The sequence below is a fragment of the Marivivens marinus genome (genome assembly GCF_035969385.1).
GTDB lineage: Bacteria > Pseudomonadota > Alphaproteobacteria > Rhodobacterales > Rhodobacteraceae > SELP01.
Genome location: NZ_JAYKKJ010000002.1, coordinates 18,221 through 30,955 on the forward strand (window position 1 = coordinate 18,221; position 12,735 = coordinate 30,955).

Consider the following 12,735-nt stretch of genomic DNA (forward strand, 5'->3'; position numbering starts at 1 on the left):
GTCAAGTTTGCTCGCACTGGGGGGAAACGGATGCTATGACGGTTTGCAAGAACCGCAAAGCAGGTGCCAATGGCGCAGAGTCAACCGAAACCAAAGTTTACCCGAATCCAGCAACGCAACAGGGGCCGGATCCTGGAAGCGGCGCTTCGGGTTTTTTCACAGTTCGGGTATCGCGGGTCTACGCTGGATCAAATCGCCACCGAAGCGGGCCTGTCCAAGCCGAATATCCTTTATTATTTCGATGGCAAGGAAGCGATCCACCGGACCTTGCTCGAAAATCTTCTAGACACGTGGCTTGCTCCGTTGCGGACGATGGATGCCGACGGCGATCCGATCCGGGAAATACTTGGCTATGTCCACCGCAAGCTGGACCTGAGCCGCGACTACCCGCACGAAAGCCGCCTTTTCGCGAACGAGGTATTGCAGGGCGCGCCGCGGATCATCGACGATCTTCGGGGGGACCTGAAACAGCTGGTCGATGAAAAGGCGGACGTTATCCGGGGCTGGAGCGCGGCAGGCAAGATCGCGGAGGTCGACCCCTACCACCTGATCTTTTCCATCTGGGCAATGACCCAACACTACGCCGATTTCGACGTTCAGGTGCATGCTGTCATCGGTGATACAGACCCATATGACGGCGCCACCGCCTATCTGGATCAGCTCTTTACGCGTTTGCTTTCGCCTGAATAGAGCCTGTTTCCTCAAAGATTGGCCGGACCCGAAGGCCCGGCCAGTCGGGGAGAAATCCTTTCTACTCTGCGGCTTTGGCCGAAGGGTTGTTGGGATGGGTGGTCCAATTGGCGTAATCCGGCTCGACCTTCTTGCCGGTGCGCGGGTCGATGGCGCCGGGCGCCATCTGTTCCATGGTGATGCATGCCTCGACCGGGCAGACATTGACGCACAGGTTGCAGGCGACGCATTCATCATCCATCACCTCGAAAACGCGATCATCCGACATGGAAATCGCCTGATGCGAGGTATCTTCGCAGGCGGCATAGCACCGACCGCACTTGATACAGGCATCCTGATCAATCTTGGCCTTGGTGACATAGTTCAGGTCCAGATACTGCCAGTCGGTGACATTCGGAACCGCGCTGCCGACGAACTGATCGATAGAGGTATAGCCCTTTTCGTCCATCCATTGGGACAGGCCGGAAATCATTTCCTGAACGATCTTGAAGCCATAAGTCATGGCCGCGGTGCAGACCTGCACGTTGCCCGCGCCCAGCGCCATGAACTCGGCGGCATCGCGCCACGTCGTGATCCCGCCGATACCGCTGATCGGCAGGCCACGGGTCTCCCCGTCGCGGGCGATCTCGGCCACCATATTCATCGCAATCGGTTTGACCGCCGGGCCGCAATATCCGCCGTGCGTTCCTTTGCCGCCGATGGTCGGTTCCGGCGCCATGTTGTCGAGATCGACCGAGGTGATCGAGTTGATCGTATTGATCAGGCTGACCGCGTCCGCACCCCCCACCTTGGCCGCGCGGGCGGGAAAGCGGATATCGGTGATGTTCGGCGTCAGCTTCACGATCACGGGCTTCGAATAGTACATCTTGCACCACTCGGTCACCATCTGGATGTATTCAGGCACCTGCCCGACGGCAGACCCCATCCCGCGTTCGGCCATCCCGTGCGGACAGCCAAAGTTCAATTCGATCCCGTCGGCACCGGTGTCCTCGACGCGCGGCAGGATGTCTTTCCAGGACTGTTCGTCACAAGGCACCATGATCGACGCGATCAGCGCCCTGTCCGGGTAGTCCTTCTTGACCCGGGTCATCTCGTCCAGATTCACCTGAAGCGGACGGTCGGTGATCAGTTCGATGTTGTTCAGACCCAGAAGGCGGCGGTCTGCGCCCCAGATCGCCCCGTAGCGCGGGCCATTCACGTTGACGACCGGCGGCCCTTCGGCGCCCAGCGTCTTCCAGACGACACCGCCCCAACCGGCATCGAACGCGCGGCGGACGTTGTATTCCTTGTCAGTCGGCGGGGCCGAGGCCAGCCAGAAAGGATTGGGCGAGGAAATCCCAAGGAAATTGCTTTTCAGGTCAGCCATGGGTCAGCCCTTTCCCATCAGAGTTGCATGAATGTCTTCTGCCGCATCCCGGCCTTCGGCCACGGCGGTCACCGTCAGATCGTCGCCACCACTGGCGCAGTCGCCGCCCGCCCAAACGCCAGCCTTGCTGGTGCGGCCCGCGCCGGTCACGGCGATCTTTCCGGCATCGATGGTTAGCCCCGCATCGGTGGTCAGGGTCTGACCGATCGCCTTGAACACCTGATCGGCCTTGAGCCGGAACGTCTCTCCGGTTCCTTTGAGGCCGGACCCCGTGTCCTCGGTGTATTCCAGCTCGATCTCGGTGGCGGCGCCGTTTCCATGGACGGCAACCGGCATGGCGTTGAACAGGATTTTCACGCCTTTGGAAGCCGCAAGATCCTGTTCGAACTTGCTCGCCCCCATGCGATCGGGTCCGCGGCGGTAGGCGATTGTCACGTTCTCCGCACCAAGCAGCTTGGACTGCACGGCAGCGTCGACGGCGGTCATCCCGCCGCCGATCACCACCACGTTGCGCCCGACGGGGAGGGTCGTCAGGTCGCTGGATTGGCGCAGGTCAGAAATGAAATCCACGGCATCGGTGACGCCGGCCTTGTCTTCACCGGCGGCCCGCAGCGCGTTCACGCCCCCGAGTCCAACCGCGAGGAACACCGCATCAAACTCCGCCTGAAGCGTCTCAAGGTCGAGCCCATTGCCAAGCGCCCTGCCCGTTTCAATGGTGATCCCCCCGATCTGAAGAAGCCAGCCAATCTCGCGCGCCGCGAAGTCATCCGTGGATTTGTAGGATGCGATCCCGAATTCGTTCAGCCCCCCGGCCTTGCCCCGTGCCTCGTAGATCGTCACTTCGTGCCCGTGCATCGCAAGGCGATGGGCGCAGGACAGGCCAGCAGGCCCGGCCCCAATGACCGCCACTTTCTTGCCCGTTGCCGCGGCGCGGACAAATGGGTGCACGCCACTGTTCATGAGCGTATCGGTCGCAAATCGCTGCAGTCGGCCGATTTCGACCGGCTTGCCTTCGGCAGTCTCCCGCACGCAGACCTCTTCACAAAGGGTCTCGGTCGGGCAGACACGGGCGCACATGCCGCCGAGGATGTTCTGATGCAGAATTGTCTTGGCGGCCGCCTCGGGCGTTCCAGTCATGATCTGACGAATGAACAGCGGGATGTCGATAGATGTTGGACAGGCCGTCATACAGGGCGCGTCATGGCAGAAATAGCAGCGATCCGCGGCAACGACGGCCTCGTGCCGATCCAATGGCGGGTGCAGATCATCAAAGTTGTTGGCAAGCTCCGCTGCGGACAAGCGTCCCGCGGCAATGCCCGGTGTTGTCGGACTGGTCATCGGGTTTCCCTGTTGGCTTCTTATTTCACCCCATGATGCCACAGTCCGAAATTTTATCAATTGGTAAATTTTGGCAATTCAAGATGCCCTGAATACAAACGGGCCGACCACCCCAAGGATGGTCGGCCCGAAAACGTGTTTGGCGAATTCCCTGCCTGACCAGAGCAATGGGCGGTCAGCCCCCGGCTGCGAGCACCTGAACCTTGGCCCAAAGTGCATCGGGGACGTCCACAGGGTCGAACGTCCTGCGGCTGCTACCGGGAAGCCGCACACCCGGATCATTCGCGATCTCGTCCGCGAGGCGCTGAACCCGATCTGCAAGGGTTGAGGCATGGGCGGACGAGTCAATCAGAATATAGAATTGCCCAAGATCATGCGGCGGCCCGTTTTCGGCCTTCAGCCCCTTCACGTCCAGCGAGTTGACAGACCCGGTCAGGCCCGCCGCCAGAAACTCGACCAAAAGGCCCAGCGCCCACCCCTTGTAGCTTGCCGAACTCACGAGCGACCCGCCAAGCGCCGTGGCGGGATCGGTTGTGGGGTTGCCATCTTTGTCAACGGCCCAGCCCAGCGGGATGTCCTCCCCTGCGGCCTGCGCCATGGTGATCTTGCCCAACGCCACAGCAGAGGTCGAAAAATCCGCGTGCATCGCCGGCCCGTCTGCGCCGGGGATCGTAAAGGCAATCGGGTTGGTCCCAATCAGGGGCTTTTTGCCGCCCGGCCCGGACACAATTGCCGAGGCATTGGTAAACCCGATACCGATCAACCCCGCCGCGGCGATCTGTTCGGTAAAGTACCCAAGCGACGTGCAGGTGTGCGAGTGGCAAACAGCCAAGCTGGCGATCCCGTTCTTGCGGGCAGCGTCAATCGCCAACGGCAGGGCCCGCGAAAAGGCAGGCTGCGCAAAGCCAAGCCGCGCGTCGGCGGTTATCGCCCCCGGGCGGGATTCCGTGATGATGGGATCGACCTTGCCGTCAACCCGGCCCGAAACCAGCTGCCGACAGTAGCTTTCCAGATAGTAGAGGCCGCAGATCACATTGCCGACCTCTTCGGCGCGGGCGACCGCACGCGCCACTTCGACGGCCTGCCAGTCAGCCGCACCGTGGGCGGTCAGGGCCTTGCGGCTGACCTCTTCAATCTCGGTTACGGCAATCTGCATGGCGGTTCCTTTCACAAATCTGGCTTTGTTAGAGCCTAATCGTTGTCACTCTCTCCGGCGCCTGCGTCTGCACGGGACTTCTCTGACGGCGGCACGGTCGTCTTCATGGCAAAGCTATTCAAGGCCTCGATTACTCTACGATCCAAGCGGCAAACCGTCTGCGATAAATGCGCAATATTCGTGTCTGACAAAGCCTGAATGCCAATTGCGGCGTTTTGCACCCCAAGCAGTTCCGACACGCCGTCCGGCGCGACCTCTCCGGATCCTACCTTTACCGCACCGCCAGCCCAATCCAGACAAACGGTCTGGCCAGTCCGACGCGCTGCTCCGGCCAGGAACGACATTAGCAGGATGGGCGCGGCAGTCGGCCCCAGCGAAACTCGCGACGGACCGATGGGTCCAAGATCGGTCCCAGCGAAGTCGGAAATGGTCGCGCCAAGGGCAATCGGGCAGAGCAATCCGGCATCCAAGCGCGACCAACCACCGGACGTGATGGCCAGACGATCACGGCAGTCCACGACCCCGGCTTGCAGGTAGGTCAAAAGCGCAGCGGGCCCGTCAATCCCACGAGCGGCCAACCACCCGGCGGCGACCCCGGCCTCCTCGGCAAGCCCCCATGACATTCCGGCACCGCGCGCAGCCTTGCTGCACAGTGTCTCCACTTCATTTTGCGACAGGGTCACCTTCCCCTCGCCCGAATCGGTCCAATCCGTTCCCGCGCGGGTTGGGTCGTTTGGTTCGGCTGTCATCGCACCACGCCTTCGTTGAGGTCCAGAGGATAAGGGGCACCCTGAAACAGGCTGATCCGAACCCATTTGTCAGATCGGGGATCGAAATGGGTCGCACCGAAGAACGCCAGTTTGCAGCGCATCAGGTCAATCGGCAGCATCCGATCGGAAATCAGGTTGTCCTGGACCTCTGCATAGGGATAGCGGGCCGCGATCTGTGCACGCCGGACCATGAAACGATGCTCGGGGTGACGTAAAAGAAACGCGGCAACCAGATCGTCGTCGGACCACTCGTTGAGCGACTGTTCAAGTTCCCAGGCCAAGCGACCAGTGCATAGCGGTTGCTCTAGCGATGCCCCGTCATCTGTTGCCCGATCCCCGAGCCGCGGCTCGAGTTTTTCTTCAGACACATACCAAAACCGCGCCTGCTCCTCGGGCGCTGAATAGTCGATGTTCAGCGCCCAGCCATACCGATCCTTCAGGACGGACCGAAGGCCGCCAATCGTCATGGACCCGTCGATGGTGAAACCTGCGCTTTCATCCGCGCTCATGCAGTCGGACAAGCCATCGACCAGATCGCCGTGCGGTTCCAGAAGAAGCGCCAGCAGGGCCTCTTGCCCTTCTTCTGACAGGGTTTCCTCACCCCATATCCAAAGCGCGTTCCAAGGGTATTTGCCCGAGCTAAGAAAATCGTCGAGTTTTGCGGCGATCTTTTCCAGATCACCGCGCAAATCGGCCAATTTAGACACTTGGATCAGGTGTTCGGACCGCCAGTCCGCCGCATTTGCGATTGCGGCTTGGGTCGCCTCCTTGAGGCCGGCAATTTGCGTGGCGGTCGCAGTAGTCAGGGACCGAACCCGCGCCAGCGCCTCTTCCCGCGCCATCATCCAGTTGTTGAGCAGGATCGGATGCCGCACAAGAAACGGCGCCATGCCAAGTCCGGTGGAATTTCCAACGCCGAGGCCACGCTTCAACCCGGCATCAAGGCGCACTGCCTCAGCCCCGCCTTTCGCAGCGGCAAGATGTTCGACGATATCGACCGTGAACTGACGAGTGAGCCAGACAGAGAGCATTTCCGCCTGAAACGGCGCCGCAAGCTCTTCGCGTTCTGCGATTTCCCGTCGGTCGGCTGCGCCGAACTTGCCAGACCCGTAGACGGCGGTGGTTCGCATCAGATAACCGACCCCGGCCATTTCTTCTGCATCTGGCTGTTGACCCTGCGCCAGCCGATCAACCACATGGGAAAACAGCCGGACAGACCGGTTGGCCCGGCTCAATGACAACTCGCGCCCGCTGATCCGACCGGCCTCTTGATAGGGGACGTTCTGTTCAAGCCGATCAAGGTCCTCGACCGTCGGATCGCCGTCAAACAGGGCAAAGGTCGCATCCCACGCGGTCGCAATCACACGGTCCGATCGCATGTCGTCCGGCAGATCATGGGAAAACGCCACGAGGCTGTAGGTGCGGTCGGGGCCAATCGCCCGGTAGACTGCGCGGCCGACGCCCTTGCTGTCCACATCCCACACCGGGCGGTCAAAGGTCCATGCCCCCGATTGCATCCGCCGCAAGAGAACGCGCAGGAAGGACAGGCGCATGGGATGAGCCGACCCCATCCGGGCCAGCCGCATAACCACCGAGGGCGGTCGACGAGGCACGACAGTGGCCTGCGCCAGATTCGGATTTCGCATCTTGTCCCTCCTCTTTTCTGTCAAACGCCCAAAACAGGGACTACTCAGGCCCAAAGTTGTCTTTGAAGAAGCGTAGCCAGTTGCCGCCCATCACAGCCGAAACGTCCTCCGCGGACAGGCCCGCGGCCCGCAGCCCATCGGCAATCTGGCCAAAGTCGCGATTGTCGCCAAACCAATCCGGCATCGGTGGGAACCCCGGCGCATCCGCGCTGCCTTCGCCATAGTCGATGGACTTGGTCCAGCGCCCAACGCGCATCCATTCCACGATGCTGTCCGGCTGATCCTGACACAGGTCTGTCCCGATCCCGATCCTGTCGATCCCCATCAGGTCCGCGGTTCGGGCAATCATGTCGCAAAAATCCTGAAGGGTGCATGCGCTGCCACCCTTCAGGTGATGAGGATAGACCGAAAATCCTAGCATTCCGCCCGCTTCCGAAAGCGCCCGCAGAACCGTGTCGGACTTGTTGCGCAAGGCCGGGTGCCAGCTGTGCGGATTCGCGTGGGTGATGGCAATGGGGCGACTGGAGTGTTCGATCGCCTCCAGCGTAGACCGTTCGCCGGAATGGCTCATGTCGACGACCAGGCCAACGCGGTTCATCTCGGCTACAACCGCACGTCCCATGCGGGTCAGGCCGGTATCATCGGATTCATAGCAGCCAGAGGCCAAGAGCGACTGGTTGTTGTAGGTCAGTTGCATGAATCGCAGGCCAAGTGTGTGCAGCACCTCGACCAACCCGATGTCATCTTCCATGCAGGACGGGTTCTGCGATCCAAAGAAGATCGCCGTGCGCCCGGTCTCTCGCGCCAGCGCCACGTCATCGGCGGTGCGGCCTTGAAAAATCAGGTCGGGAAATCGTTCGAACCAGCGGTTCCATTTCTCGATGTTCAGGACAGTTTCTCGAAATGTCTCGTGATAGGTGATCGTGACATGGACCGCATCGACGCCGCCTTGGCGCATCTGGCGGAAGATCTTCTCCGACCAGTTCGCATATTGCAGCCCGTCGATCAGCGGCGTCATTCGGGCGCCCCCGCCCCGACATAGGCCGTCTTCACGGTGGTATAGAACTCCGCTGCATAGGTCCCCTGTTCGCGCGGGCCAAAGGACGATGCGCCGCGCCCACCGAAGGGCACATGGTAATCCGTTCCTGCCGTGGGCAGGTTCACCATGACACAGCCCGCCCGCATGTTGGCGCGGAAATGGCTCGCCCGTGCCAGCGATTTCGTCATGATCCCGGCGGTCAGGCCAAATTCACTGTCATTGGCAATGGCAAGCGCCTCGTCATAGCTGCCCGCCTTCATAACACAGGTGATTGGGGCGAACATCTCTTCGCGGTTCATCCGCATGTCGTTTCGGGTTCCGGCGAAAACCGTCGGCGCCATGTAGTAGCCTTCGGTCGGACGGTTCAGCCGGTCGCCGCCACACAGCAGCTCTGCGCCCTCGCCCTTGCCAACGTCGACGTAGTCAAGGTTCTGTTTCAACTGACCTTCAGACACCACCGGGCCGATCTGGGTTCCGGCCTCGAGCGCATGACCGACATTCAGGGCCTGTGCGGACTGAACCAGCTTTTCGACGAACGCGTCATGGATCGCTTCGTGGACGATCAGACGCGAGGCGGCAGTGCATTTCTGCCCGGTGCCACCAAAGGCCGCGCCCGACGCATGGGCCACGGCAAGGTCGAGGTCCGCATCATCCATGATGATCATCGGGTTCTTTGACCCCATTTCCATCTGAACCTTGGTCATGTTTTGCACTGCGGCGGCGGCAATGCCACGCCCAACCGGGACCGACCCGGTAAAGCTGATCGCATCGACGTCACGGCTTTCGACCAGTCGCTGGCCCACGTCACGACCGGGGCCAGACACAAGGTTGAACAGACCGGCGGGAATGTCCTGCTTGGCGATGATTTCGGTCAGGGCAACGGCGCTGGCCGGGGTCAGGTTGGCAGGCTTCCAAACGACCGCATTACCGAAAGCCAGAGCAGGAGCGATCTTCCAAGCCGGGGTCGCTACCGGGAAATTCCAAGGCGACACGATCGCCACAACACCCACTGGTTCGCGCCGTACGTCAATCTCGATCCCCGGACGCACGCTCTCGGCCAGATCGCCCTGGTTGCGCAGCACTTCCGCCGCGAAATAGGTAAAGAACTGACCGGCGCGGTAGACCTCGCCCTTGCCCTCGGCCAGCGGCTTGCCCTCTTCGCGGGAAACGATGGTGCCGATTTCCTCTGCACGGGCCATCAGTTCGGTGCCAATGGCCATCAGGACATCATGGCGTTTCTGGATGCCTGCCGCCCACCAGATCGGCTGTGCTTTCCGGGCGGCAGCAAGCGACTCATCCAACTGCGCTGCACTGGCCTGTCCATAGGTTCCGATCACGTCCGAAAGGTCCGACGGATTCCGGTTCTCGATCATCGTCGCCCCGTCTTCCCAACGGCCTGCGATATAGATCCCCTTCGTTTGCGACATGGTCTTCTCCTTCTTGAACCTCGACAGCTAGACACAAGATTACACTTCAGGCAATCTTGAACAATTGAACCTTGTTTCAGGATTTTTGAATGTCGATCAAGCTAGAGATGCTACGCGCCTTTCGTGCGGTTGCCGAGCAAGGGTCATTGGCCGGGGCCGCGGGCCGATTGGGCCGAACCCCGTCGGCCATCTCCATGACCCTGTCGCAACTGGAAGCCGAGGTCGGCGCGCCGCTATTTGAGACTGACAGAAAGAACCGGCTGACCAAGGTTGGATCGTTGGTACTGGAAGAAGCGGTTCGCACCACGGATGTTTTCGACGCAAGCCGGATGACAATTCAACGGCTGAGCGCCTCGATCGCGGGGACGGTGCGAATTGCAGCGGTCCCATCAGCAATCGCTACCATTCTTCCCAACGCAATCGCCCATTTCCAAAAGACGCGCCCCAACGTCCGGCTGGAAATAAGCGATCTGGATAGCGCTTCGGTTCGTCGGCGCATTCGGCTGGATGAAGCGGACATAGGCATTCTGACGGCATCGGATGACGCTCAAGACAGAGGCATCGAGATTGAAACCGATCCGTTGGGCATTCTTTTCCGGGTTGGCGGACAGATTGATCGTGCCGTGCAATCCATCGGCGAACTTAGTTGGAACCTCCTCGGCAATGAACCCCTTATTTCCAACCCGCTGTGCGATTTGGTCGATCATCCGACCGTTCGACAGCTACGCAACGCCTGTAACCTTGAAGCCCGGAACACGACTGCCTTGATCTCGTTCGTGCGCGAAGGGCTTGGCGCGACGATCCTGCCGCAAAGCGTGCGCGCGATCTTGCCAGAAGGGCTGTATCTGATTTGTCCCGACGATCCGGTGGCATTGCGGACCCTTCGGATGATATCGAACCCCGACCGGCGGCTTGCCCCGGCGGCTCAGGAATTCTGGTCGGTCATCCGAGGCTCAGCACCGCTGCCCGACAGTTCGATCACCTGACCACTGGCCGCAAAGGCGTCTTCCTTGTCGTGCGTCACAAGCACCACAGGCAATCCGCGTTTCCGGGCCAGGCCAAAGACCATGGACCTTGTTCGCTCGCGCAGCCCGGAGTCGAGCCTTGAAAACGGTTCGTCGAGCACAAGCGCCGACGGCTCTGACAGTAACATCCGCATCAGGGAAACCCGCGCCCGCTGGCCCCCCGAAAGGGTCGCCGGATCACGATCTTCCATCCCGTGCAGCCCCACCTCTGCCAAAGCGTCGCGAATCCGATCCTTCCGTTCAGAAGCACGACCGCCGGAGATCAGGCCAAAAGCAAGGTTTGCACCGACTGACATATGCGGGAACAGGAGGTCATCCTGAAACAGGATGCCAATCCCACGCTCGTTGGTTGGGCGTTTCGAAACCTCCACACCATTCAACCAAAGCTTGCCAGTCGCCGAAAAGGGCTGCTCCAAGGTGCCTGTAATTCCGGCTAGCAAGGTCGACTTCCCGCTACCAGAGGGCCCCATGATTGTCAGGGCATCACCCGGAAGAACGGTTGTTGAGATATTCAGGAACAGTCTCTGTTCTTGCCAAATCTCGAATTTTTCGAAGACCAGACCGCTATCCATTCAAAACCCCTCTTCTGTTCCGCCACAACAAACGCGGCACCACGATAGCAACTGCAAAGGGCAAGAGTGCCGCGACGGTCTGGCCAAGGGCATATACCCCGATTGCCCGGCGATCCCCTCCGGATGCAAGGGCCACCGCCTCGGTCGTCAGGGTTTCTACCCGACCGCCGCCGATCAACAAGGTCGGAAGGTATTGGCCCACAGATACAGCGATTCCCACGGCGGTTGCGGTCAGCACCGGACCGACCAGCATTGGCAACCTGACCTTCCACAAGATGCCGCAGTGATCCGCGCCCAGCGCCATTGCCACCGTACCAAGCCGGGCATCCCACGCCCGCCATGGCGCTGCGAGGGACAAGAAGACGTAGGGAAGCACGAACACCACATGGCCTGCGATGACAGCGGCCAGCCCCATATCCGCGCCAACGGTGATCATGAAGGTTTGAAGCCCCGGCAGAAACGCAATTTGCGGGATCAAAAGCGGCATGTAGAGAATCCAGATGGCACCGGCACCTAGGCGCACACCCCGGCGATACTCCGACTCCAGACATCCAACGGTAAGGACTGTCGCAAGCAGGGTCGAAACCAGCGCGATAAGCGCAGTTTCTGCCGTTGCTGAACCTAGGCTCGAGCCATGCCTGGCCCAGGTTCTGAACGACAGGGACTCTGGCATTGCGTCGGGAAACCCCCAGTACCCTGCAACAGACCAGACGCCGAGGACAAAAAGCCCCATGATGACCACGACAGCAACCACCACCCCCAAGAACTGGCCAATTCCGCCTATGAACGCCACTCGCTTGCCGCGACCACCCAAATAGGTCCAACGCGCGGCACAGGCGGAAACACCCATTTCCCCAATCCACCAGACAAGAAGCGCCCCGGCGACCAACCCAAGCTGCAACAGCGCGCCAGCCGCCGCGACCGCACGCATGGACAGGTCTGGGTTCGACATCAGCCTGACGATCTGGACGGCGAGTGTCGGCGGGGTTGTCGGCCCCAGGATCAGGGCAACATCCACAACAGACATGGAATAGGCCAAAACGACCAGAACCGGCAGCCGAATCTGACGATAGATCCGCGGGAACACCGCCTTCAGCCAACCGATCGACTTATCGTATCCAAGCGCCAGAAACACCTGTCGGCTGCGCGGTTCGTCGACCTGCCCCACTGCGGCAATCGACATCAACAGAAGGAACGGCACTTCTTTCACGATAAGAGCCAGGACAATGGAAAGCCCGGCAGGATCGTTCAGAATCAACAGGTCCGGGGGCCGTTCCCAACCGGTCAGCCACGGAGAGATCACGCGAACCACCCAGCCGGATGGCGCGATCAGGAAGGCCAGACCAAAAGCAACCGCCGCGTGTGGCACCGACAAGAGCGGCGACAACAACGCGCGGATCAACGCAAAAACCCGCGTCCCATGGCCGCCGGCTAGGATCAAGGCAGTGATCACAAGTGCCAGACATGTCGCCAGGAAGCCCGTGCTGATCGATAACCAGATCGAACGGCCTATGCCGGGCAGATCGAATAGCGCGAAAAATGCCGAGGTCGACGGTCCTTGCATCCCAGCCGCAGGCAAGTGGCCGAAGGCGGGAAGGATCGCGCCAACCACGCCCGCGCCCACCGGCCCAAGCAGCGCAAAGATCGTGACCACCGGAAAGAGTGATGAAAGGCGCAATCGCCGCATCATTCACCCCTTCCGGCAA

Annotated in this window: 11 protein-coding genes; 2 read left to right on the top strand and 9 right to left on the bottom strand. The window is 60.8% G+C overall.

The features are described 5' to 3' along the window. Nucleotides 1-69: 69 nt before the first annotated feature. Entirely contained in the window at nucleotides 70-690 is a 621-nt protein-coding gene (locus U3648_RS02770; protein WP_420857720.1) for a TetR family transcriptional regulator C-terminal domain-containing protein, read from the top strand. A 61-nt stretch (nucleotides 691-751) separates the two neighbouring features. On the opposite strand, the gene preA is transcribed toward U3648_RS02770, so the two are convergent. From preA to U3648_RS02805, 7 genes are all read right to left on the bottom strand, one after another. Then, the gene (gene preA / locus U3648_RS02775) at nucleotides 752-2,056 is read right to left on the bottom strand and encodes an NAD-dependent dihydropyrimidine dehydrogenase subunit PreA (RefSeq protein ID WP_420857721.1); all 1,305 of its coding nucleotides are present in this window, start codon (nucleotides 2,054-2,056) and stop codon (nucleotides 752-754) included. A 3-nt stretch (nucleotides 2,057-2,059) separates the two neighbouring features. Beyond that, nucleotides 2,060-3,394 (bottom strand): NAD(P)-dependent oxidoreductase, encoded by a 1,335-nt coding sequence (locus U3648_RS02780; RefSeq protein WP_420857722.1) that lies wholly within the window; start codon nucleotides 3,392-3,394, stop codon nucleotides 2,060-2,062. Between the two features lie 175 nt (nucleotides 3,395-3,569). Then, nucleotides 3,570-4,550, bottom strand: a complete 981-nt coding sequence (locus U3648_RS02785) for an Ldh family oxidoreductase (RefSeq protein WP_420857723.1) — start codon at nucleotides 4,548-4,550, stop codon at nucleotides 3,570-3,572. Nucleotides 4,551-4,585: 35 nt separating this feature from the next. Continuing rightward, a complete protein-coding gene (locus tag U3648_RS02790) occupies nucleotides 4,586-5,299 on the bottom strand; it encodes a DUF3726 domain-containing protein (RefSeq protein ID WP_420857724.1) in 714 nt (237 codons plus the stop codon). Further along, a complete protein-coding gene (locus U3648_RS02795) occupies nucleotides 5,296-6,966 on the bottom strand; it encodes a hypothetical protein (RefSeq protein ID WP_420857725.1) in 1,671 nt (556 codons plus the stop codon). Before U3648_RS02795 ends, U3648_RS02790 begins: the two co-directional genes overlap by 4 nt. 40 nt (nucleotides 6,967-7,006) lie before the next feature. After that, nucleotides 7,007-7,984: a membrane dipeptidase gene (locus U3648_RS02800; RefSeq protein ID WP_420857726.1), complete on the bottom strand. Its 978-nt coding sequence runs from the start codon at nucleotides 7,982-7,984 to the stop codon at nucleotides 7,007-7,009. Then, nucleotides 7,981-9,432: an aldehyde dehydrogenase family protein gene (locus tag U3648_RS02805; protein ID WP_420857727.1), complete on the bottom strand. Its 1,452-nt coding sequence runs from the start codon at nucleotides 9,430-9,432 to the stop codon at nucleotides 7,981-7,983. Before U3648_RS02805 ends, U3648_RS02800 begins: the two co-directional genes overlap by 4 nt. 89 nt (nucleotides 9,433-9,521) lie before the next feature. On the opposite strand from U3648_RS02805, the gene U3648_RS02810 reads away from it, so the two are divergent. Next, nucleotides 9,522-10,418, top strand: coding sequence for a LysR family transcriptional regulator (locus U3648_RS02810; protein WP_420857728.1), 897 nt, complete (start codon nucleotides 9,522-9,524; stop codon nucleotides 10,416-10,418). Here U3648_RS02810 and U3648_RS02815 read toward each other — a convergent pair. Then, on the bottom strand, nucleotides 10,358-11,029 hold the full coding sequence (locus U3648_RS02815; RefSeq protein ID WP_420857729.1) for an ATP-binding cassette domain-containing protein: 672 nt from the start codon (nucleotides 11,027-11,029) through the stop codon (nucleotides 10,358-10,360). The genes U3648_RS02810 and U3648_RS02815 overlap by 61 nt on opposite strands. Further along, the gene (locus U3648_RS02820) at nucleotides 11,022-12,716 is read right to left on the bottom strand and encodes an ABC transporter permease (protein ID WP_420857730.1); all 1,695 of its coding nucleotides are present in this window, start codon (nucleotides 12,714-12,716) and stop codon (nucleotides 11,022-11,024) included. Before U3648_RS02820 ends, U3648_RS02815 begins: the two co-directional genes overlap by 8 nt. Nucleotides 12,717-12,735: the final 19 nt, after the last annotated feature.

Bases quoted from the DNA above. Each gene is read 5' to 3' on its own strand.
- U3648_RS02785 (WP_420857723.1), bottom strand. From the start codon at position 4,550: ATGCAGATTGCCGTAACCGAGATTGAAGAGGTCAGCCGCAAGGCCCTG.
- U3648_RS02800 (WP_420857726.1), bottom strand. From the start codon at position 7,984: ATGACGCCGCTGATCGACGGGCTGCAATATGCGAACTGGTCGGAGAAG.
- U3648_RS02820 (WP_420857730.1), bottom strand. From the start codon at position 12,716: ATGCGGCGATTGCGCCTTTCATCACTCTTTCCGGTGGTCACGATCTTT.
- U3648_RS02815 (WP_420857729.1), bottom strand. From the start codon at position 11,029: ATGGATAGCGGTCTGGTCTTCGAAAAATTCGAGATTTGGCAAGAACAG.
- U3648_RS02805 (WP_420857727.1), bottom strand. From the start codon at position 9,432: ATGTCGCAAACGAAGGGGATCTATATCGCAGGCCGTTGGGAAGACGGG.
- U3648_RS02770 (WP_420857720.1), top strand. From the start codon at position 70: ATGGCGCAGAGTCAACCGAAACCAAAGTTTACCCGAATCCAGCAACGC.
- U3648_RS02780 (WP_420857722.1), bottom strand. From the start codon at position 3,394: ATGACCAGTCCGACAACACCGGGCATTGCCGCGGGACGCTTGTCCGCA.
- preA (WP_420857721.1), bottom strand. From the start codon at position 2,056: ATGGCTGACCTGAAAAGCAATTTCCTTGGGATTTCCTCGCCCAATCCT.
- U3648_RS02795 (WP_420857725.1), bottom strand. From the start codon at position 6,966: ATGCGAAATCCGAATCTGGCGCAGGCCACTGTCGTGCCTCGTCGACCG.
- U3648_RS02810 (WP_420857728.1), top strand. From the start codon at position 9,522: ATGTCGATCAAGCTAGAGATGCTACGCGCCTTTCGTGCGGTTGCCGAG.
- U3648_RS02790 (WP_420857724.1), bottom strand. From the start codon at position 5,299: ATGACAGCCGAACCAAACGACCCAACCCGCGCGGGAACGGATTGGACC.